This is a genomic window from Rhizobium sp. BK602, assembly GCF_014195095.1.
Taxonomy (GTDB): Bacteria; Pseudomonadota; Alphaproteobacteria; order Rhizobiales; family Rhizobiaceae; genus Rhizobium.
On sequence record NZ_JACIBC010000003.1, the window covers coordinates 379,591 to 400,961 of the forward strand.

The 21,371-nt window shown below is 62.0% G+C and carries 17 protein-coding genes and 1 riboswitch; of the genes, 7 read left to right on the forward strand and 10 right to left on the reverse strand.

Annotated elements, in window-relative coordinates; all coding sequences use genetic code 11:
• Nucleotide 1: 1 nt before the first annotated feature.
• The 5 genes from FHX11_RS12150 to FHX11_RS12170 form a co-directional block, all read right to left on the reverse strand.
• Nucleotides 2–829: an ABC transporter ATP-binding protein gene (locus tag FHX11_RS12150; protein ID WP_184357879.1), complete on the reverse strand. Its 828-nt coding sequence runs from the start codon at nucleotides 827–829 to the stop codon at nucleotides 2–4.
• A complete protein-coding gene (locus FHX11_RS12155; RefSeq protein WP_184357880.1) occupies nucleotides 826–1,854 on the reverse strand; it encodes an iron ABC transporter permease in 1,029 nt (342 codons plus the stop codon). Before FHX11_RS12155 ends, FHX11_RS12150 begins: the two co-directional genes overlap by 4 nt.
• A complete protein-coding gene (locus FHX11_RS12160; RefSeq protein ID WP_246780986.1) occupies nucleotides 1,851–2,837 on the reverse strand; it encodes an ABC transporter substrate-binding protein in 987 nt (328 codons plus the stop codon). Before FHX11_RS12160 ends, FHX11_RS12155 begins: the two co-directional genes overlap by 4 nt.
• Before the next feature lie 230 nt (nucleotides 2,838–3,067).
• Nucleotides 3,068–3,303: riboswitch (cobalamin riboswitch) on the reverse strand.
• Nucleotides 3,304–3,515: 212 nt separating this feature from the next.
• On the reverse strand, nucleotides 3,516–4,937 hold the full coding sequence (locus FHX11_RS12165; protein ID WP_184357882.1) for an FAD-binding oxidoreductase: 1,422 nt from the start codon (nucleotides 4,935–4,937) through the stop codon (nucleotides 3,516–3,518).
• Between the two features lie 10 nt (nucleotides 4,938–4,947).
• Nucleotides 4,948–6,345, reverse strand: coding sequence for a VOC family protein (locus FHX11_RS12170; protein WP_348649701.1), 1,398 nt, complete (start codon nucleotides 6,343–6,345; stop codon nucleotides 4,948–4,950).
• A gap of 101 nt (nucleotides 6,346–6,446) precedes the next feature.
• Between FHX11_RS12170 and FHX11_RS12175 the strand changes: the two genes are divergently transcribed.
• Nucleotides 6,447–7,358 carry a LysR family transcriptional regulator gene (locus FHX11_RS12175; protein ID WP_184357884.1) on the forward strand — a complete coding sequence of 304 codons (912 nt, stop codon included), beginning with the start codon at nucleotides 6,447–6,449 and terminating at the stop codon, nucleotides 7,356–7,358.
• Between the two features lie 256 nt (nucleotides 7,359–7,614).
• Nucleotides 7,615–12,132, forward strand: coding sequence for a molybdopterin cofactor-binding domain-containing protein (locus tag FHX11_RS12180; RefSeq protein WP_184357885.1), 4,518 nt, complete (start codon nucleotides 7,615–7,617; stop codon nucleotides 12,130–12,132).
• A gap of 47 nt (nucleotides 12,133–12,179) precedes the next feature.
• Here FHX11_RS12180 and FHX11_RS12185 read toward each other — a convergent pair whose 3' ends face one another.
• Nucleotides 12,180–13,109: a LysR family transcriptional regulator gene (locus FHX11_RS12185; RefSeq protein WP_184357886.1), complete on the reverse strand. Its 930-nt coding sequence runs from the start codon at nucleotides 13,107–13,109 to the stop codon at nucleotides 12,180–12,182.
• A complete protein-coding gene (locus tag FHX11_RS12190; RefSeq protein WP_184358218.1) occupies nucleotides 13,097–13,387 on the reverse strand; it encodes a hypothetical protein in 291 nt (96 codons plus the stop codon). The genes FHX11_RS12185 and FHX11_RS12190 overlap by 13 nt, the downstream gene beginning before the upstream one ends.
• Here FHX11_RS12190 and FHX11_RS12195 point away from each other — a divergent pair.
• From FHX11_RS12195 to FHX11_RS12215, 5 genes are read left to right on the forward strand one after another with little or no spacing between them, the layout of a single operon-like run.
• Nucleotides 13,386–14,120, forward strand: a complete 735-nt coding sequence (locus FHX11_RS12195; protein WP_246780967.1) for an ABC transporter ATP-binding protein — start codon at nucleotides 13,386–13,388, stop codon at nucleotides 14,118–14,120. The two genes, FHX11_RS12190 and FHX11_RS12195, sit on opposite strands and share 2 nt — an antisense overlap.
• On the forward strand, nucleotides 14,110–14,922 hold the full coding sequence (locus FHX11_RS12200) for an ABC transporter permease (RefSeq protein ID WP_184357888.1): 813 nt from the start codon (nucleotides 14,110–14,112) through the stop codon (nucleotides 14,920–14,922). Before FHX11_RS12195 ends, FHX11_RS12200 begins: the two co-directional genes overlap by 11 nt.
• Before the next feature lie 31 nt (nucleotides 14,923–14,953).
• Nucleotides 14,954–15,928, forward strand: a complete 975-nt coding sequence (locus FHX11_RS12205; RefSeq protein WP_184357889.1) for an ABC transporter substrate-binding protein — start codon at nucleotides 14,954–14,956, stop codon at nucleotides 15,926–15,928.
• A 23-nt stretch (nucleotides 15,929–15,951) separates the two neighbouring features.
• Nucleotides 15,952–16,785, forward strand: coding sequence for a nucleoside phosphorylase (locus tag FHX11_RS12210; RefSeq protein ID WP_184357890.1), 834 nt, complete (start codon nucleotides 15,952–15,954; stop codon nucleotides 16,783–16,785).
• 5 nt (nucleotides 16,786–16,790) lie between these two features.
• A complete protein-coding gene (locus FHX11_RS12215) occupies nucleotides 16,791–17,789 on the forward strand; it encodes a nucleoside hydrolase (protein ID WP_184357891.1) in 999 nt (332 codons plus the stop codon).
• A 9-nt stretch (nucleotides 17,790–17,798) separates the two neighbouring features.
• On the opposite strand, the gene pdxA is transcribed toward FHX11_RS12215, so the two are convergent.
• The 3 genes from pdxA to FHX11_RS12230 all read right to left on the reverse strand — a co-directional run bounded on the left by pdxA (nucleotide 17,799) and on the right by FHX11_RS12230 (nucleotide 21,365).
• On the reverse strand, nucleotides 17,799–18,788 hold the full coding sequence (gene pdxA, locus FHX11_RS12220) for a 4-hydroxythreonine-4-phosphate dehydrogenase PdxA (protein WP_184357892.1): 990 nt from the start codon (nucleotides 18,786–18,788) through the stop codon (nucleotides 17,799–17,801).
• 130 nt (nucleotides 18,789–18,918) lie between these two features.
• A complete protein-coding gene (locus tag FHX11_RS12225; RefSeq protein ID WP_184357893.1) occupies nucleotides 18,919–20,052 on the reverse strand; it encodes an iron-containing alcohol dehydrogenase in 1,134 nt (377 codons plus the stop codon).
• 122 nt (nucleotides 20,053–20,174) lie between these two features.
• Nucleotides 20,175–21,365, reverse strand: coding sequence for an exo-alpha-sialidase (locus FHX11_RS12230; protein WP_184357894.1), 1,191 nt, complete (start codon nucleotides 21,363–21,365; stop codon nucleotides 20,175–20,177).
• Nucleotides 21,366–21,371: the final 6 nt, after the last annotated feature.

A 21,371-nucleotide genomic window follows, 5' to 3' on the forward strand; every position in this document is an offset into this window, starting at 1 on the left:
CTTAGGATACTCCGGCCCGGATCGCCTTCGGGGTCTCATCCGTCATCCACGATGAGCCGCGTCCCATGGTCGTCGCCCGATAGCGGATGAAGCAATCGCCACCGCCCCCATGTTCCACCTCGACCTCGACGCCGAACACATCACGGATACACTCGGCCGTCAGCACCTCGCGCGGCGTGCCAAGCGCTACCAAACGCCCACCCTTCATGACGGCGATGCGGTCGCAGAACATGGCGGCGTGGTTGAGATCGTGCAGGGCCGCGACCACCGTCAGGCGCTGGCGGCGGACGAGATCCAGAAGGCCGATCTGATGGGCGATGTCGAGATGGTTCGTCGGCTCGTCGAGGAGCAAGATTTCCGGCTGCTGGGCAAGCGCGCGGCCGATATGCAGCCGCTGGCGCTCGCCGCCGGACAGCGTATGCCACAACCTGCCGGCAAGGTGAGTCATATCGACATTGGCGAGCGCCGCATCGACGATCGCGTCATCCGCGGATGACCAGGGCGTGAACGCCCCGAGATAAGGCGTACGCCCAAGCTCGACGGCCTGCCGGGCCGTGATCCGTTCGCCGGTCTCCGCCTGTTGCTCCACCAGCGCCACGCTTTTAGAAAGCGCACGCCGGTCGAGCGAACGGATCGGCCTGTCGCCCATAAAAATTTCTCCGGCTTTCGGCTTGCGGATGCCTGATAGCATCATCATCAGGCTCGTCTTGCCAGAACCGTTGGGTCCGATGATCCCGAGAAATTCGCCGCTGCGGACGTCGAGCGACACATCGCGCACAATCGCTTCGCCGCCGGCATTCCAGCATGCATTCCGTGCCGACAGTGTCATGCGCGTCCCCCTCTCCGTCCGAGAATGAAAGCGAAGGCTGGCGCGCCGACAAGGGCGGTGATCACCCCGATCGGCAGAACCTGGCCGTGGATCAGGGTGCGCGACAGGATATCGGCCGCAATCATGAAGATGGCACCGATCAATGCCGCCGCCGGCAGAAGCACGCCATGGCGCACGCCCACCAGCATCCGGGCCGCATGCGGTATCACCAGCCCGACAAAGCCGATCGAACCGACGATGGACACCATGACGGCGGTCATCATCGCCGAGGTGCCGACAAGCACGAGATAGATGCGGCGCACGGAAATGCCGAGCGAGGCCGCCGATTCCGCCCCGAAGGTGAAGGCATCCAGCGACCGGGCATGCCAGAGGCAGACCAGCAGGCCGCAAAGCGCCGCCGGAATTGCCAGCCAGGCATCCGGCCAGCGTACGCCGGAGAGATTACCGAGCAGCCAGAACATGATGCCGCGCGCCTGTTCGGCGGTTGCCGATTTGGTGACGATGAAGGAGGTGAGAGCGTTGAAAAGCTGTGATCCGACCACGCCCGCCAGAATGACCGCCGCCGTCCCGCGCCCCGCCTTGACCGCCAGCAGTGCAACAAGCGCAAAGGCGATGAGCGCGCCGAGGAATGCGCCCATCGGCATCGTCAGAAAACCTGCCCCGAAGCCAAGGATCGCTACGCCGACGGCGCCAGTGGAGGCACCGGCGGAAATGCCGAGAATATAGGGATCGGCCAGCGGATTGCGCAGCAACGACTGTAGCACGACCCCGGACAGGGCAAGCGCCGCCCCGCAACAGGCGGCCACCACGGCGCGGCTCAGCCGATAGCTCCACACGATGCCCTCGTCGATCGGCTCGAGCGGGTAGCCGGCATGCCAGAGCCGGTTGGCGACGGTCCTGGCAACGGTCTCGAACGGGATCGACGTCTCGCCGATCGCCGCGCCCAGCCAGAGCGCGGCGACGAGGAGGACGAGGGCGAGGAAAACCGCGCCTGTTCGCCCGATCGAGGAGATTGCGCGGTTCACTTGCTAAGGCCGGCAGCTTCGATGGCGTCGGCAAGAGCCTCAATGCCGTCGATGGTACGGATGGTCGGGTTCATCGCCTGGGCATCCATCTCGAAGACATGGGCCTCCTTGACGGCCGGCATGAGGCTCGCGACAGGGTCCTTCTTCAGAAAGGCGCGCTTGGCCTCGACGCTATCGAGCGGATAACGGCGGCGCTCCATGGCGCCTGCGACGATCATCGTCGGATTGGCCTTGGCAATGGTCTCCCAACCGACGGTCGGCCATTCGTCATCGGTATCGATGATATTTTTGATGCCGAGCGCCGTCATGATGTAGCCCGGCGCGCCATTGCGGCCGGCCACATAGGGGTCGGCGTTCTGCGCGCTGGAGAACCAGAAGACGGCGGAGAGTTTGCCCTGTGCGGAGGCAACCTTGGCCCGCGCCGCCGCCTCGCGCCGCTTCAGATCAGCGACGACATCCTCGCCTCTGTCCTGCACATTGTAGATTTTCGCGAGATCGCGGATCTCCTGATAGACGAGATCCATGGTGAAGACCTGATGGCGGACGCCGTCGCTGGATGCGGAGTTCTCCTTGCCGACGCAATCCGACGGCGAGGTGTAGACCGGAATACCCAGCTCCTCGAATTGTTCGGGCTTGGCAACCACGCCTTCCGGTCCCACCTGCCACTGAAACTGGACGGTGACGATATCCGGCTTCTTGCCGAGGACGCTTTCGAAGCTCGGATCGTTGTCCGCGAGGCGCTCGATGCCGGCATTGACCGTCTTATAGCCCTTGAGAACCGGTCCGACCCAGAGCGCCGTGCCGACGACCTTGTCGGCGAGCCCGAGAAGATAGAGGATTTCCGTGCTGCTCTGGCCGATCGAGACCGTGCGCGACGGCGCCTTTTCGAAGCTGATCTTCCGGCCGCAATTTTCCAGCGTCAGAGGGTAGCTGGTTTCCGCCGCCTTGGCCTGGCCCGACAGGCCGGACACGATCAATGACATGGCGCACAGGCCGGCATAGAGCGGCCACTTGATGATGGTCTTCAACATGAATTCCCCGAATGTGATGTGAATGCCGTCCCGACAAAGCGGTGGCGAATATCAGAATGCCCTATAGGCATTCCGGACGGTCGAATGATCGGCGGGAACCGGGGAATATGGCGCATCGATGCGCGGCCAAGCGTTAGGGATTGTCATGTCCTGCTCCTGTGTCGGGCTTCCCCGCCCGTGACGATGGATCGATATTCGACGGCAGGTCTCCTGGCTCGCGGATATCTGTCGCCCATCTGCCTTCCCGCACCGACCGGCACAGTGGCATGGCGCCTTCCGGCGCCACGAGGATGGACGGCAATCCGCTTACAGTTGCGGGGGCAGCCACGGTCTCGGTCCCTTTTTGGGTCGTCCTCACCGTGTTCCCTATTAATCCCCTCGGAGTCATCGTCGGGGAACCGTCACACTCAGTTATGACGAGCGCCATCGCCACGTCAAGCCGCGAAAATCGCTGCCGGCTGGCCGAGCCAATTCCTATTGAAATGAAACCTGACAATCCCCCTTGGATCGACATACACGGACCACCTCATGAAATGTAATAACATTACATTTCCTATCAGCGACAAATGCAATTGTCCATACGGTCGGAAAGAACACTATCCAAAGCCCCGAACAAGCCCACTGTCGGACTTATCCAAATCGTGCGGCACCCAGCGCGCCGGGCGACAGGAGCGCCTTCAGGCCCGCGGCAAGATCGCGGATGTTTCGGGCCGTATAGAGATCGTAATAGGGCTGATTCTTCCGGCCGATGGCATGTTCGGCGCTGAAGCTGCCATTAAAATCTTCCACGGCGACCTTGAAGACGAAGTCCCGAAGCCGACGCTCGAAATCCGCATCTCCGGCAACAATATCGTCCTTCGGGACGACCAGATTGAAATGCACGCCGCCGTCGCCGACATGGCCGAAATCGCAGATCCTGACGGTGGGAAAAAGCGCCGGCAATTCGGCCCGCATGCGGGCGCAAAACCCCATGATATCACCTCGGCGGAAGGAGAGATCGAAGGCGATCAACCTGCCGGAGTGCTTGACCCCTTCCGAAAGCGCGTGCCGAAGCGCCCACATTTCATGGGCCGGGCCGACAAAGGCGTCGGCAAGTGGTGCCGCCTCGCTCTCCCATATTTCCGCGAGCACGGCCTCCAACACCTGATCAAGCGATTGCTCGCCCTCGCGCGGCGCCCAGCTGCGGCTCACTTCGGCCAGAATGACATAGGCCGGCACTTCCCCGCGCTCGAAGGGATTGCGAAGCGAGGGAACATGGTTAAGGGCGGCGGATATCGCATTGGCCGACATGCCTTCGAAGGCGGAGAGATAGCTGCCCAGCCGCTCTTCCATGGCCCGCAGAAGCGGCATCACCTCCGCGTCGCCGCGCGGCACCAGATAGGCTGTTGCCACCTGGCGCGGCAGCGGCTCGAGATTGAGCACGCATTCGGTGATGATGCCGAAGGCACCCGATGTGCCGATGAAGATCTGCTTCCAGTCGACGCCGGTGTTGTTCTTGCGCAGATCGCTTGCCAGATGCAGGATCGTTCCCGCTTCGTCGGCCAGCACCACGGTCAAGCCGAGCGTGTTGCGGCGGACATCACCATATTTCAGGAAACGCGAGCCGCCGGTATTGGTCGCGAGCATGCCGCCGAGCCGCGGGTCGGCGCCGAGGTCGATCGGAAAGAACAGGCCATGCTCCTCCAGCCTGCGGTTGACGTCGGAAAGCCGCCAGCCTGCCCCCGCACGCAAGGACCGATTGTCGATATCGAGCGCAAAACCATCCGTCATGCGATCAAGGCTCAGCACCACCTCTCGACCCGACATGTCCGGCGTGGAACCGGAAACGAGGCCGGTATTGCCGGATTGCGGGATGAGCGGGATGCCATGGCGGACGCAATAGGCAACGACGGCGGAAACCTCTTCGGTGCTGCCAGGCCGCAGGACCGCGGCTGCCTGGCCCCGATCGTAACGCGCGCCAGTCTCATAGGATGCCAGATCCGGAGCGGCCGTCAGAATACCCTTTTCGCCGAGAAGCAACCGCAGCGCTTCGACATGCCTGCTTTCGAGCATCAAGATTCCCTTATTCCGCAGCATCCGCCATCGTCAGCACCCGGCGGCACGCATCGATCGAGGCCTGTTCGATACCGGCATAGTGATCGAATTCGTTGAGCACGCCTGCCCCGAGATCGGCCTCGAAATGCCTTTGATTAGGGCTGGCGGCGAATTCATGCTGGGCATTGTCGCCGAGATTCGACTGGAAGATGCCAGCCGCGCTCACAGGCAGAAAATCCTCATAGACGATGGGATCGAACTGAACGAGACCATCGGCGATCCAGGTGTCGATATCCCCACTGATTTCACCATGCGCCGCTCTCCCCTTTGCCGTCAGCGAATAGCTGAAATAACCAAGGCCCTCGGCGCGGATCGCTTCCCAGTCATCCGGGAAAGTCTCGAACGCCTTGGCGAGGGCCAACTCGTAGTCCGCCGCATTCGAGCCGTCCGCCGCCGGACGCACGATGGCGCGCGACGCGTCGAGAAGCATATCGTAAAGCGCGCGGCCCTTGGGCGTCAGAGCAATGCCGCGCTGTTCGATCTCGCCGAAACGCGCGGTGTGCGAGCCGGGCTGCCAGGAACCATCGGCGCCAAGGAAGGACACCGGCTCCTCCAGGGCCTTGAACGAGGTCTGGCGCAGCAGGATCGGGCATTTACGGGTCGGGGGCCCCTCGACAACCGCCTTCGGCACGATACCGCGTTCCGGCATACGAGCCTGAACGAGATCGATGTCGAGGGTGCGTGGCGTCAGGTGATTGATATGCGGCCCCTTGAAGGAGACCACATCCGCGATCAGGCGATGGGCATCGTGCAGGCGATGATAGAGATCCGCGCCGACATTGGCGCGATCATGCCAGCGGAAGGTTTCGAGCACCTCCGAAACGAACCGATCGGCATCGTCCTGTGCGAGGCCGCCATCCCGCTCGGCCTTTTCGGTGAGAGCGACGGCGCTGTCCGTGAAGATCTGCCGCTTGGCGAGGACGGCCTCCGCTTCGGCGCGCAATGTCTCGTCCGCAATGAGGTCGAGCCGCAGGAGCGATGTGAAGACGCGGAAGGGATTGCGCTTGAGTGCCGCCTCGCCGACGGGCCGGAACGCGGTCGAATGCACCGGCACGCCCGCCGTCGACAGATCGTAATAGCCGACCGGGTACATGCCCATGACCGCGAAGATCCGTCGCATCGTCGCAAGTTCCGCGGCGGTGCCGAGACGGATGGCCCCATGCCGTTCTTCCGAAATGCGCGCCAGCGAATCCGTCTCATCGAGGCGTTCATGCAGCGACGGGTCGGCGGCAAGCGTTTCGGCATTGATATCCGAGACCAGCTCCATGAGCGTGCCATAGGCCGGCACCTCCGTGCGGTACATGTCCGACATGGCGGCGGAAAATGCGTGACGGATGTCATCGGGAGAAACATGCGGCGCAGTCACGATAGCTCTTCCTTGAAACAAGTTCATTCCTTTTTCGCACAATAATGCTTGTTCCAAGGCTTGTCTCATGACATCCTCGGCTTAGTTGATGCTTATCAAGAATGAATATGCGCCGCAGCCTCACTCCGGATTTCGCCAATCTCCAGACCTTCGAATGCGCGGCGCGGCACGGCAACTTCACCCGTGCCGCCGAGGAACTGAACCTGACACAGAGCGCGGTGAGCCGGCAGATCCTGGCGCTCGAACAGCAAACCGGTCTGCTGCTCTTCGAACGCGTGCGACGGCGCGTCATCCTGTCGGAGGCCGGCAAGCGGCTGCTGTCCGACGTGCAGCGCCTGCTCGCCCAGTCGGAACAATTGATGTTGCGCGCCGTCGCCGCCGCCGACACGGATGAGACGCTCAACATCGCAACGCTTCCGACCTTCGGCTCGCGCTGGCTGATGCCGCGGCTGCCTGATTTTCTTGCCCGCCATCCCTCGCTCGCCCTAACGATGGAGTCGCGCTCCGAACCTTTCGATTTCGATCAGGAGGATTTCGATCTCGCCATCCATTACGGTCAGCCGACCTGGGCCAAGGCGAGCTCCACCTTTCTGTGCAGCGAATTCGTATTGCCGGTCGCAAGCCGCAAGGTATTCGAGACGCTTGGCGCAAGCAGCCCGACCGACCTTGCCCAGGCTCCCCTCCTTCATCTCACCACGCGCCCCCGCCTCTGGTCACAATGGTTCGAAGCCAATGGCGGCGCGCCCGGCGATGGTTTTCGCGGCAATCGCTTCGATCAGTTTTCCATGATCATCGGTGCGGCCTGCGCCGGCATGGGGGTGGCACTTCTGCCCTCCTATCTCATCGAGGAGGAGGTTCGCACGGGTGTCCTGGTGCCCATCTTCAATCTGCCTATGGCGACCGAATTCGGCTACTATGCCGTCCTGCCCGAAGGCCGCCAGAGCAATGAGGTGGCCAACGCCTTCAAGGACTGGCTGATCAGCCAGGTCGAACGTCAAACGACGGCTGGATGATGGCGGCGGGGTGACGGCGGCTCGCCGCCAAAAGTCCGTGTGAACCCACGCATAGCCAGCGTGCGAATAATTCGATCATAGCGCTGATGAGATTGTGCTAGTCGTTCCCGTTTCTCTGGCAAATAATCCCGAACAGACAACCGAAACGCGTCTTTGAGTAGATCGTTCATCGAATCTCGGATTCGATCGGGGACCGACACAGTTCTTTTCCCGAAAGAATCCTCATCACGGATTTTCTTTGGATCGGGAGCGTGGGATGACAGCGACAACGCAACTACAGTTTCTGTTGAACGGGAAGTCCATCGTCGTCGACGATCCCTCTCCGGAGACATTGCTGGTCGACTATCTGCGATCCGCGGATGTCCATCTGACGGGAACCAAGAAACCTTGCGGCCAGGGCGGTTGTGGCGGTTGCACGGTCATCCTTTCCGATTGGCCGGATGGTAAGGTGCGTCACCGGGCGATCAACTCCTGCCTGCGGCGCCTTTGCTCGCTGCAGGGAATGGCCGTCACCACGATCGAGGGGACGGGCAACCTGCCGCCGCCAGTGCCCGAATATCTGACCCACCGCCTGATGGGCGGCCGTGCCGGCGCCCAGATCGGCGCAGCACTGCCGGAGGCATTCCTCGATGTCTCCGACGAGGTGCAGCTGCTGCAAGCATCTCCGGAAGGCGACGGCAAATCCGCTCGGGAATCCCAGGAGGATTCGACGATCAATCCAGTCGCGCACCGGCTGGCGATCAACAATGGCAGCCAATGCGGATATTGCAGCGTCGGCTTCGTGATGAACATGTCGGAATTCATCACCAACAATCCGGCAGCGACGCAGCAGGAGATCGAAGACGCCTTCGACGGCAATCTCTGCCGCTGCACGGGTTACCGGCCGATCCTGACCGGCATGAAGACCTTTGCGAGCAATTGGACGCCGGCGGATCAGGCGGGCATCATGCACTGTCTGGAGGACCCGGACATTCATCTGCCGCACGACGCGGTGGTCAATATTCCCGTTCCGACGACCGCCCCTGCCGTTTCCGGCAATCTGCGGATCACGGACGGGCCTGTCGAATGGTTCACGCCGGCCAGCAAGGCTGAGCTTGCCGCCTGCATCGCCGATCTCTCCTCGCGTGGAAAGAGCTTCAAGCTCATCGCCGGAGGAACCTCGTACGGCATATACAAGGAAGAGTTCGAGACGGTCGACGCCTTCGTCAGCCTCGGCAGCGTCGCCGAACTCGCTGGCACCATCGCGTTCAGCGACAGCAATCTTTTCATCAATTTCCCGGCATCGGCGACCTATGAGGAGCTGATCGCCTTCTTCGAGACGGCGCAGCAGAAACTTCCGGCCTCCGACAGCGTCGCCGCTTTCCTTTATATGTTGCGCCGGACCGCCGGCCGGATCGTGCGCAATGCGGCCACCGTCGGCGGCAATCTCATGCTGGTACTCCACCACATCGCCAAGGGAACCGGCGAGCCCTTTCCCTCCGACATCTTCACCGTCATGCTTGGATCGCAGGTGCTGATTTCCTATTGGGAAATTGGGCCAGATGGCGGCTTTGCCTCGACGGATCAACCTGTGGCGATCGGGAACCTGATGGAAGCGGTGACCAGGGACCCGTCGCTTGCCGACCGTATCGTCCTTCGATCCGTCCAGATGATGGCGCGGAATTTCAATGATTTCGGCCTGGTGGCCGAAAAGGTTGCCTTGCGCGAAGTGAACTCCCATACGATCGTCAATGCCTGTATCCGGATCACCCGGTCGCAGGGCGGCATCGCATCGCCGCTCTTTGTGTTCGGCGGCCTTGGCGCCGCACCCTGGCAGGTACCCGCTGACATCACCCAGCCATTGGTGGGCAAGGAGCTTACCTTCGCGTTGATTTGCGGCTTCTGCGACACGATAGAGCAAGCGGCCCGCCAGTTCATCGAGGAGTCGGCCGAGCGCATGCGGGGCTTGCCGTCGGAGGGCTTCACCACCGAATACAAGGTCCAGCTCACCGTCGGCCTCTTCTTCAAGGCGATGGTCAATATCCTCACCAAATGGGGCGGAAGCGTTCCGGAACCGGTCCGGTCGGCAGGCGCGATCACCTGGGGCACCTGGGGCGTCAGCGGCGGCAAGCAGGATTACGTGCCGCAAGCCTATAAGGCGCCGGTCGCCCAGCCCTATATCAAGAGCACGGCGCTCGCCCAATGTTCGGGCCGAATTCATTACACGCACGAACTCGCCTATCCGCACGGGACCTTGCATGCCGCCTTCGTGCAGAGCAAGCGCGCCTTGGCGCGATTCTCCTACCAATGGCCGGGAAAAGGCTCCGTATCGATAGCCGAGCTTGGCGAGCGTCTCTCCAATAAGTTTCCGGCTTTCCGACGCCTGATCTCGGTCGACGATGTCCCCCCCAGCGGCCTCAATCTTCAGGGGATGGCCTTCGATCAACCGCTGTTTGCCGACGGCTCGGTGCTTTACATCGGCCAGTCGATCGCCCTGGTGCTGGCGGACGCCGAACAGGCGGCCAACGGGATCGCGCAATTCGTCTCGCAGAACTGTCTTGTCTATGCGCCGATCGACTGGCAGCCGGCATGGCAGGAGCCCATTCTGTCGCTCGAAAGCGCCGTCGCCAAAAACAGCGTCTACCCGGATACGCCCTCGACAGCCTCCTTCCTGTGCCACATCTGGAAGATCACCAGGCCCCGCAGTCGGTTCGATTGGCTGGCAGAGACAGCCCAACCACCGAAATTCGATCAACCGCCTGCCGTCTACGAGAACGTTCCGCTCGATGGCATCTCCTGCACGCGCGTCGTCAACAACCAGCGCACCGGCGGCCAGGCTCATTTCTATCTCGAAACCCAATCCTGCCTCGCGCTCCCGGCCGACGACGGCCGCATCGTCGTCAATTCCTCGACGCAGAGCCCGATGGAAATGCAGCAGACCGTCGCCATGGTGCTCGGGCGGCAATACAACAAGGTCAAGCTGCAAACCCGTCTGCTCGGCGGTGCCTTCGGCGGCAAGACCGAACAGGCACGCTTCACGACCGGTCCGACGGCGCTTGCGGCAAGCGTGACGAACAAGCCCGTGCGCCTCGCCATGGCGCGCGATCAGGACACGGCGATGATCGGCAAGCGCCATGCTCTGATCGGCGAGGGCCAGATCGCCGTGGACGACGGATCACTGCGGCCGGAAGACCGCGGGATCATCCGCGGCATGCATCTGCAGCTCTGGGCGGATGGCGGCGCCTATTACGACTGCTCCTTCGTCGTCACCAATTGCATCCAGACGCGCATCGACAACGCCTATATGATCGAGAATTTCGAGAGCGCGATCGATGTCTGCCGGACGAACACCGCGCCAAGCACGGCGATGCGCGGCTTTGGCGATATTCAGGCGAAGAACATCCAGGAAAACCTGATCGACGACGCGGCGGAAGCGCTCGGCATGCGGCCGGAGGAACTGCGCGAGAAGAACTTCTATCTTCGCGGCGATGTCACGCCCTACGGCCAGACGCTGACCGCCTGCTACATCGCGCAGGTCTGGGCCTATCTGAAGCAGAAATGCAACTTCGCCATGAAGCTCGAGGCGGTGCAGAGTTTCAACGCCGCCAACAAATGGCGCAAGCAGGGCATCTCGCTGATACCGGTGAAGTACGGCTCGGGCTATAATTTCGAACAGTTGAAGCAATCCTCGGCAATCGTCGTCGTCAATCAGGCCGACGGCTCGATCATCATCCATCAGGGCGGCGTCGACATGGGCCAGGGGCTCCTGACGCAGGTGCAGCAGGTTGCGGCCTATGTGCTTGGCATCCCGATGACGCTCATCCATGTCGAGAGCCCGCAAACCGACACGACGCCCAACACGAGCAGCAGCGGCGCCTCCACGGGCACGCCCTACAGTGCCGAAGCCGTCAAACGCACATGCGAGCAGCTGCGCAAGCGGCTCATCGAATTCGCCTATGAACTGCTCAAGGACAATGGCAACGACTGGTGCAGAGCCAACGGCATCGACTTCTGGAACTATGGGCTCGCAGGGTGGTCAGCCGAGGTGGAAATCGGCGGCCGCAAGTCCCTGATCTGGCAGAACCTCGTCCATCTCGCCTATGTCAAGCGCTTGAGCCTGACGGCGAGCTTCAACGTCGACATCGAACACGGCGATTTCGACATGCCGGTGCTGACCTTCAAGCAGCCGGCCGACCAGCCGGTCATACCGGGCATCACCAGGGCCGACGTCGACAAGGTAACGGATGTCCAGAACCAGTTCACCGGCTTCACCTATTCCGCCGCCTGCGCCGTGGTCGAGGTGGATATTCTGACCGGCGAAACGAAGATCCTGAGCGCCGACGTCGTCTATGATGTCGGCTGGTCCTTGAATCCGGCACTCGATATCGGCCAGGTCGAAGGCGCGTTCATCCAGGGCGTCGGGTTCCTGATGACCGAGGATCTGGTGTTCGAACCGGATGGGGACGAAAAGGGCCGCCTGAACGCCGTTAACACCTGGCGCTACAAGATTCCGGCCCATGTCACGATCCCGCTGCAGTTCAACGTATCGCTCTTTCCGCGCAACGACCCTTCGGTGGTCGATATCCCCCCGGATGACGAAGGGATTTTCTCGGCGAAGGAGGTCGGAGAACCGCCGCTCATCCTCGCCAATTCCGTATTCTTCGCCATCAAGGACGCAGTGCGGGAATCAAGGCGAGAGCGCGGATTGGACACCCTTTTCACCATGCGGGCACCCGCGACGGTGCAGGAGGTCAGCAAGGCCTGCGCCGTCAGTATCGGACAGTTGGCGTCGTGATCCGGCGGTGTCTACAGCGGACGTGCCGCCGTCCACCCCTCATAGGATCAGGCCACCGCGCTGCCGCGATTGACGGTCTGGTATTCGCTGAGTTCGCGTTTCACGATCTCGATGAATTCCATCATGTAGACGGGCTGGACACGGCCGCGCGGCACGAGAAGCGAAATGCGGGCCGGCTCCATGATGTCGTCGGCCAGCGGTATCCAGGCAAGCTTGCCCTCCGATACCTCCTTCTCCACCCCGAGCAGGGAAAGAAAAGCGATGCCCAATCCTGCGCGAACGAGCGCCTTGAGGATGCCGGGCCGTTCCGCCCGCGCAACGATGCGGCCGGGCCCCTGCTCTCCCTCGAACACATGCTTCAACCCGCTATGACGCAACCAGTCGTCACCCGGCGCGATCAGCGCCCATTCGGCGATATCGGCCCGGGTCGCCATCTCCTTGCGGGAAAGCGGATGGTCCGGCGCGGTGATGATGCCGACGGGATCGGTGATGGAAAGAACTCGCTCGGCCCGCACATGCTCGCTGACGTCATAGGCCAGCACGAGGTCGGCCTCCTTCGCCAGCAACTCGTTGGTGATGCGCTGGTTGTCGCCGGAAATCAGCGTGTAGTTCACATGCGGAAAGGCCACCTGCAGCCGCGTCATCGCGGTGGGCAGCAGATCCTCGGTGAAGGTTTCGGCCGCCGCTATGCGGATCGTGCCGCGCACGCCGCCGCTCAGCCCGCCGATCTCCTGCTTCACCAGCGCCGCTTCCCGGTTCCAGCGGCGAATATAGGACAGGAGCACGCCGCCTGCCGCCGTCGGTTGAATACCACGCGGCAGACGCTCGAAAAGCTGAGCACCTATTTCCTGTTCGAGCTGAAGAAGCTGACGATTCATGGCAGACGAAGCGACGTTCAGGCTCTCCGCCGCCTTTCTGATCGAGCCATGTCGTATGGCGGCATCGAAATGAATGAGCGACGTCTTCAGAAGGGCCAAGCATCTCTCCCAAGTGCGCGAATTATTCGCGCATCAAGCGCCAATAAATCTTCTAGTACAAGCCCTTTTGACAAGTCTATCATCGGTTTCAGCAAGGGGAATGCTGAAATGGTGAACTTGGCAATACCAAGGAGTGGAAAAGACGGGCCAACGCCCGTCGAAGCGTAGGGGAAAGACATGTTGACCAGGCCGGCGGGGAGTTTTGCGTCCCCTTTTGAATTGCCCATGTTCCGGGCGGACCCGGTGCCTCCGGCGATCGATATCAGGAACGTGTCCATGTCCTTCGCCGGCAAGAAGGCAGCCGTCGACGCGCTGGTCGACGTCAATCTGACCATCCCGGAAAATTGCTTCATCTCGATCATCGGGCGCAGCGGCTGCGGCAAGTCGACATTGCTGCGCATCATCAGCAATCTCATCCCGCCCACCAAGGGTGAGGTCCACATTCATGGCCTTCCCTCCGCCGCGTATCAGCGCCGCAAGCGGTTCGGTTTCGTGTTCCAGGAGGCCAGCCTCTTTGCCTGGAAGACCGTCTACCAGAATGTCGAGCTTCCACTTGAGATCATGGGCCTCGGCTCTGCGGCGCAGCGGCGCGAAAAGGTTCTCGATCTCCTTCATCTCGTCCGGCTGGACGGCTTTGCCGACCATTATCCGGCCCAGCTTTCCGGCGGCATGCGCCAACGCGTCGCGATCGCGCGCGCCTTGTCCTACGAGCCGGATATCCTGCTGATGGACGAGCCGTTCGGCGCGCTCGACGATTTCACCCGGCGCGAGATGCATGACGAGCTGATCCGCATCTGGAACGCCCGCGGCCTGACGGTGGTCTTCGTCACCCATTCGCTGAGCGAGGCGCTCTATCTATCGGACCGCATCGTGGTCATGGCGCCGCGGCCGGGCCGGGTGAAATCCATCGTTCCGGTCCTGCGTCCGCGCATCAGCGACCCGACATTGCGCGCCACCCCCGACTATATCCACCAGCTGCAGGAACTGGAGGCATTGATCCATGAGCAATGACGCCACCGCATCGTCCGGGCAGATCGCAGTTGCCCGGTTCGTCTCCCGCCTCATCGACCTCGCCCCGGCCATCGGCCTCTTTGTCGCCATCGGCCTCGCCTGGGAGATCGGCGTAAGAACCTTTTCCGTGCCGGCCTATTTGCTGCCGGCCCCGAGCACCATCGGCGCGAAAATCTGGGAAGCGCGAGACATGCTGCTGCAGAATCTCGCCTGGACCATGGCCGCCGCCGTGCTGGGCTTCATCATCGGCACCACCTTCGCTATCCTGCTGGCGGTTCTTTTCCTGTATTCGCGGGCGGCCGAACGCGCGCTCTTTCCATGGGCGATCACGCTGAAGGCGATTCCCATCCTCGCCATCGCTCCGCTATTGACGATCTGGCTCGGCTTCGGCCTGCCGCCCAAGGTCGCCATCGCCGCCATCGCCTGCTTTTTCCCGACATTGGTCAATGCGGTGAAGGGGTTGCGCACCGTCGACCGGCAAAGCCTGGAATTCCTGTCGGTCATCGGCGCGACCAAGGCGCAGACCTTCCGCCATGCGCGCTTCTATGCCGCCCTGCCCTATATTTTCGCGGCGGCAAAAGTGAGCTCCAGCACAGCCGTCATCGGCGCGATCGTGGCGGAATTCACCGGCGCCAATTTCGGGATCGGCACCGTCATCGTTACGGCGGGCTATCAGCAGGATGCAGCCATGCTTTTTGCAGCGATCGCCGCCTCGTCGCTCGCCACCATCCTGATGTTCTATCTCGTGATCGTCATCGAAAAAATCAGTCTTTTCTGGCCTGAAGCCAGCATGGATGCCTGAAATATTTTCAATATTTTTTGGAGAGATTGGAATGAGACTAACGATAAAATCCTTTTCGGCTGCTCTGGCCCTGTCGGCCGCCCTTGCTCTTGCTGCACCTGCCTTCGCCGCCGACAAGATTTCCCTGCGGCTGCCATGGCTCCTCAATGTGCAATCGGCCGGCTATGTCATGGCCAAGGATAAAGGCTTCTATGCGGATGCCGGCCTCGATGTCGATATCATGCCGGGCGGTCCAAACCTCAATTCCACCGCGCTCGTCGCGTCCGGCGCCAACACCTTCGGAACGAACGATGTCAGCCAGATCCTGCTCGGCGACGCGAACGGCATGGATCTCGTCATGGTCGGCGCCTGCTTCCAGCGCCATCCGGCCGGCGTCGTGTCGCTGGCGAAAAGCGGCATCCAGAAACCCGCCGATCTGATCGGCAAGACCCTCGCCTATAATGAAGGCGGCCCCTGGACGCTGACAAAGGCGATGCTCGCCAAGGCCGGCGTGCCACTCGACAAGATCAAGCTTGTGGTGTCGCCGAGCGATCAGCTCCTCGTCAACGGTTCCGTCGACGCCAAGACCGGTTTCGTCATCAACGAAGCCGTGGCGCTGGACCTGCAGGGTCATAAGACATCCTCGCTGCTGCCGTCGGATTTCGGCGTCGGCACCTATGCCGAGGTGATTTTCGCAGCCCGCAAGACCGTCGAAGCCAATCCCGATCTCGTCAAGCGCTTCGTCGCCGCGACGCAGAAGGGCTACGATTATGCCTATGCCCATAAGGACGAGACGGTGAAGGCCATCACCGGCCTCAACAACCAGCTCGATCCGGTACAGCAGGCCAAGCAGCTCGAACTGCAGGAAAGCTACGTCTACACCGATTTCTCCCGCGCCAAGGGCGCCTGCGCCTTCGACGGCACGGTGATCGGCGAGACCGAGAAGACGCTTCGCGAATTCGGCGACCTGAAGACCGATGTCGATGTCTCGAAGGTCTATTCGACCGCTTTCATTCCTTCGAAATAACGGCGCATGCAAGGAAACGACCCATGACGATACAGCACACTCCCATCCACCCCGGCGGCCTGCAGATGCACCTGAAGATCAAGCCGGGCGAGGTTTCCCGCTATGTCCTGACGCCCGGCGACCCCGGCCGTGTGCCGCTGGTGGGCAGCTCCTGGGACACCTATGACGAAGTGGCTTATTTCCGCGAATTCCGTACGGCGCGCGGCACGCTCGATGGGGTCGATATCACCGCCTGCTCGCATGGCGTCGGCGGCCCTTCGACGGATATCGCCGTCGTGGAACTGTCGAATTGCGGCGCCGATACCTTCATCCGCGTCGGCTCCTGCGCGGCGCTTCAGCCGGAGATCGAACCCGGCGACCTCGTCATTTCCACGGGCGCGCTTCGCTTGACGGGCACGGTCGATGCCTATGTCGACAAATCCTATCCGGCGGTCGCCGATCATGAGGTGCTGATGGCGCTGATCCAGGCCGCCGAGGACATGGGTGAGCGTTACCATGTCGGGCTCGCCGCCAGCGTCGACAGCTTCTATGCCGGCGAGGTCAATCCGATGCCGGGCGGTTTCCGGCAATCGAAGATGGATCATGTCATCGAGGATCTGCAGAGGGCCAAGGTCGCCAATTTCGAGATGGAGGCGGCGACCATCTTCACGCTGGCGCAGCTCTTCGGCTTTCGTGGCGGCATGATCTGTTCGGTCGGCGCCAATCGCATCACACGCAAGCGCGAGGATTCGGCGGACTCCATCAAGAGATGCTGCGCCGTCGCCAGCCGCGCCGTCGTCATCCTGGCCGGCTGGGATGCCAGGAAGGCCAAGGCCGGCAAGAAGCACTTCTTTCCGGCGTTGTTGAAGAAGGCCTGAGGCGCATGCAGCCGCGCGAGGAACCTACGGGAAGCGGGGGGCGAAAGGTCATTTTCGATACCGATCCCGGTGTCGACGATGCCGCCGCCCTGTTGTTTCTCAATGCCAACCCGAGTGTGAGCCTGCTCGGCATCACCACGGTCTTCGGCAATGGCGACATCGACACGGTGACGCGCAATGCGCTTTATCTCAAAAAGCGCTTTGGCATTCAGGCGCCGGTTGCGCGCGGCGCTGCCGCGTCTCTCAACGGCGACGCCGGCGACCCTCCGGTCCATATCCACGGCCAGAACGGCCTCGGAGACATACCGGTCGATTGGGAGGGATTGCCGGATCTCGATCCGCGCCCGGCACATCGCTTCATCATCGACACGGTGCTGGCCAATCCCGGCGAGATCACTCTCTTGGCCGTCGGACGGATGACCAACCTGGCACTTGCCCTCAGGGAAGCGCCGGAGATCGTCTCCCTCGTGAAGGAAGTGGTGATCATGGGCGGCGCCTTCGCGCTGTCCGGCCTGAACGGCAATGCAACCCCCGTTGCCGAGGCCAACATCCTTGGCGATCCGCTGGCCGCGGACGAGATATTCGGTGCGGGCTGGCTGGTGACGGCAATCGGCCTCGACGTCACACGGCAAGTCGTCATGGGGCCAAGGGAGCTTGCGCGCCTGGCCACGCATGGTGGCGAGGCCGGGCGCTTTATCGTCGAGACATCCACCGGCTACCGCGCCTTTCACGCCCAGTTCGGGATCGACGGCTACTATGTGCACGACTCCACCGCCGTCGCCTATGTCATAGACCCCACCCTGTTCGAAGTGCGTTCCGGCCCCGTCCGCGTCGCGACCGAAGGCGTGGCGATCGGGCAGACCATTCAGCGGGACTGGAATACACTCCATCCACCGGGAGAATGGGATATGGCGCCGGACCAGCAGGTCGCCGTCAGCGTGGATGCCCGCCGCGTCCTCAACATGCTGGTCGGCGTGCATATTCCAAGCCTTAAGGCGTCCTGACGCCGCTCCTCAGGCGGCCTTTCGGCGCGGCGAGCGAGCCATCAGCCGCGCATAGGCGATGGCGGACAGCATGTTCACATGATTGGCCTTGCCGGTTCCGGCAATATCGAACGCCGTGCCATGATCGACGGAGACGCGATCGATCGGCAGCCCCAGCGACACGTTGACGGCGGTTTCGAAGGCGACGAGCTTGATCGGGATGTGCCCCTGATCGTGATATTGCGCGATAACGAGGTCGAAGGCGCCATTATAGGCGCGGGCGAACACGGTATCGGCCGAAATCGGACCGACCACGTCGATCCCCTTTGCCTGCGCCAGCTCGACGGCCGGCGCCAGGAACTCCATGTCCTCCGTACCGAACAACCCGTTCTCGCCGCAATGCGGATTGAGGCCGGCGACGGCGATGCGCGCCTTTTTGCCCAGACGCAGCAAATGATTGTGCCCGGCCTCTATGGTCGCCAGCACCCGCTCCGTTCTGGCGCGCTCGATCGCCCCCTTGAGAGAGACGTGCGTCGACACATGAATGGTATTCAGCCGCTCGGAGGCCAACAGCATGAAGGAACTCCTGGACCCCGTCAGATGCGCCAGCAGTCCGGTGTGACCGTCAAAGTGATGGCCGGCAAGGTTCATCGCTTCCTTGTTGATCGGCGCCGTGACGATGACGTCGGCGGCGCCGGACATGGCGAGCTCCACCGCGCGGCTGATATAGCGCACCGAGGCGTCCCCCGCGACCGGGCTGACCTTGCCGATCTCGGGCAAAGCCGCGCCCAGCTCCACTTCGTCGACGGCGATACGTCCACCACCGGCATTCTCCGCGGGCGCGAATGTCAGACCGGTGGCGGCGATACGATTGGCGCGCTCAAGCGCTTCGGCATTGCCCACGATCACGAAATCGCGGCGCTCGGCCTCCGGCATCGCCGCCAGTGCCTTGACGATCACTTCCGGCCCGACGCCGGCGGGATCGCCCAGCGTCACCGCGACTTTCGCATTCCTGTCCATCGGTCACATTCCTTTCAGGCGCGCAGGTCTAGAGCAATTCCAGGAAAAGTGCGTAGCGGTTTTCCGTTCGGAATTGCGTTAAAACGATAGGCTAGAGCGGTTCAGCGATACCGTGAAACGCTGAACCGCTCTAGAAGGCAGCTTCATAGATCGCGCGAATATCGGCGCGCGTGAGATCACGGGGATTATTGTCGAGGAGGCGCCGGATGGCAAAAGCGTCCTCCGTCATGGCGTCGAGATCGCTTCTCTCGACACCGAGGCCGGAAAGCGTCATCTCGATGCCAAGGCCGGCGCAGAAAGCATGGGCGGTATCGAAGACCGATCGAATATCCCGCGCCCGCCCATGACCGAGGGCATCCATGATAATCACGGTCTTTTCCGGAACGGACGGGGTGTTGAAGGCCAGGACATGCGGGAAGATGAGGGCGTTGGCCGCTCCATGCGCGACATGCCAGCGTGTACCGAGCGGATAGGCAAGCGCATGGCCGCCGGCGGTATTGACCGGGCCCAGACAGAAGCCGCCATAAAGCGACGCCAGCGACAGGCCAGCGCGCGCCTCCGCATCGAAACCATCCGCGACCGCCCGCGCCAGATATCGGCCGACAAGCCGGATGCCCTCGATCGCATAAAGATCGATCATCGGATGCGCCTTGCGGTTGGTGAAGGCCTCGACGCAATGGGCCATGGCGTCGACACCGGTCGCGGCTGTCGTGCCTGCCGGGACGGTGAAGGTCAAAGCCGGGTCGATGACCGCGATATCGGCAAGCATGTGCAGGCTCTCGACCGCGAGCTTGGCCCTTGTGCCGGGATCGGTGACCAGCGCGCGAATGCCGGCTTCGCTGCCGGTGCCCGATGTCGTCGGCACCTGCGCCAGCGCAACGCGGCGCGGACCCCGAACCTTGTTCGGACCGACAACCTCCTGCAAAGTCTGCGGGGAGCCGGCAAGAACCGCAGCGAGCTTGGCAAGATCCATGGCGCTTCCGCCACCAAACCCCACCACAAGCTCGGCATCCGCTGCGTTTGCGACGGCAAGCACCCGGTCGAGATCGTCCGTATCCGGTTCGGGCCTGACCTCTCCAAAGACCGTCAGCTCGCCTTTCAAAGCAAGCGCATCGACACGCCTGGCATTGAAGGCATCGGAAATGACGAGAACGCGACGATAGCCTCTTTCATCCGCCCATCTGCCGAGCCGCTCCGCCGTACCCACCCCGAACTCGATCGCATGCGGCCGGACGATTGAAATAGGCGAATCCAGATTGACCACCGCACCTCTCCTTGCCTCGAATGCCGCGATATCCTCAATCGCCGCTTAGATGTAAATTTGTTATACAACGCACTTCCGCTTGGCAAGTCGCGACCCAATCTGCTTGCCAAAGCAAAAGGTGGTTACAAGATCGCCTCCGGCGAGAGCCGCACATATTTGATGGCGCGGCGATAATAGGTGTAGGCGATATGCAGCGCCCCATCCGGCCCCTGTACGATCGACGGATAGGAGAATTCGCGATTGAGCGAATCCTTCGAATTGTTGCTGAGGCAATATCCATCGCCGGTATCGAGATCGATGCGGCGCGGAAAGCTCACGCCGCCATCGTTTGAAAAGGCAAGGCTGAGCGGTGCGCGCGGCACGCCCCAGACAGCCTTTGGCCGCGATGTCGAGGCCTGCACTTGCGTATCGCCCACCTCATCGTCACCGTCGATTTCATCATAGAGCGACTGCCGCCTGGCATCGGACATCAGCGCGTTCGAATGATTATAAACCATTGCGATCACGCTATTTTTTTGCCGGATAGCCTGGATGGAGGAGTTATTGTTCGGCAAATCCAGCGGCTGCGGCGCACTCCAGTTCAGGCCACCATCCGTCGAACGGCTGGAAAGCACGGACTGCGCGAAGCGGTTGCGGTAGAAGGCGACAAGATTATCGCCGTCCAACGGCACAATGTTCATGTGGACGGCGCCGAGACTGTCCGGCACCGCCGTCATTCTCCAGCTTCTACCGTGATCGCTGGACACCAGCACCCCGGCCGTATCGGCATCGCCCGTCCAGCGCTCGCCGGGCAGCCCGATGCAACGGAAGACCGGAAGCAGCCATGCACCGTCATTGTTGACGACGATCGGCTGACGCACGAATGTGCCGGGAAGATCGCAGAGTACGCGGACGTCGCCAAACGTTCTGCCGCCATCAATCGAGATTCGGCATTTGACAACCGCGCCGTCCTGATCTCCCGATCTCTGCGACGTATAAAGAAGCCAGATATCTCCGTCAGGAGCCTTGAAAATCAGGGGATTCTGCTCCGATTTCGTCGGATCGTCGGACATTTTTTCTGGTTGCGACCAGCCTGTTGCGCCACGCGCGAGCCGTGACATGTAAATGGAAATATCGCCCATGCCCTCCATCGTGCCACCGAACCAGACGCAGGTCAGCGTTCCATCGGGAAGAAAGGCGAGATTGGCGGCATGGTTTTGAATGCAGGGAGACGGGAGATAGGCATCCGCGCGTCCCGTTTCTGCGGGATTGGCGAGGATCTCGCCCGTCATCAGCGCCGGCACGGCGTCCGGCCGCAGGCCCGTGAACGTCATGATCCC

Coding starts and splice junctions, on each gene's coding strand:
- FHX11_RS12195 (WP_246780967.1), top strand. CDS start 13,386: ATGTCCTTCGCCGGCAAGAAGGCAGCCGTCGACGCGCTGGTCGACGTC.
- FHX11_RS12165 (WP_184357882.1), bottom strand. CDS start 4,937: ATGCTCGAAAGCAGGCATGTCGAAGCGCTGCGGTTGCTTCTCGGCGAA.
- FHX11_RS12205 (WP_184357889.1), top strand. CDS start 14,954: ATGAGACTAACGATAAAATCCTTTTCGGCTGCTCTGGCCCTGTCGGCC.
- FHX11_RS12200 (WP_184357888.1), top strand. CDS start 14,110: ATGAGCAATGACGCCACCGCATCGTCCGGGCAGATCGCAGTTGCCCGG.
- FHX11_RS12210 (WP_184357890.1), top strand. CDS start 15,952: ATGACGATACAGCACACTCCCATCCACCCCGGCGGCCTGCAGATGCAC.
- FHX11_RS12175 (WP_184357884.1), top strand. CDS start 6,447: ATGAATATGCGCCGCAGCCTCACTCCGGATTTCGCCAATCTCCAGACC.
- FHX11_RS12190 (WP_184358218.1), bottom strand. CDS start 13,387: ATGGACACGTTCCTGATATCGATCGCCGGAGGCACCGGGTCCGCCCGG.
- FHX11_RS12215 (WP_184357891.1), top strand. CDS start 16,791: ATGCAGCCGCGCGAGGAACCTACGGGAAGCGGGGGGCGAAAGGTCATT.
- FHX11_RS12180 (WP_184357885.1), top strand. CDS start 7,615: ATGACAGCGACAACGCAACTACAGTTTCTGTTGAACGGGAAGTCCATC.
- FHX11_RS12230 (WP_184357894.1), bottom strand. CDS start 21,365: ATGACGTTCACGGGCCTGCGGCCGGACGCCGTGCCGGCGCTGATGACG.
- FHX11_RS12150 (WP_184357879.1), bottom strand. CDS start 829: ATGACACTGTCGGCACGGAATGCATGCTGGAATGCCGGCGGCGAAGCG.
- FHX11_RS12160 (WP_246780986.1), bottom strand. CDS start 2,837: ATGTCATTGATCGTGTCCGGCCTGTCGGGCCAGGCCAAGGCGGCGGAA.
- pdxA (WP_184357892.1), bottom strand. CDS start 18,788: ATGGACAGGAATGCGAAAGTCGCGGTGACGCTGGGCGATCCCGCCGGC.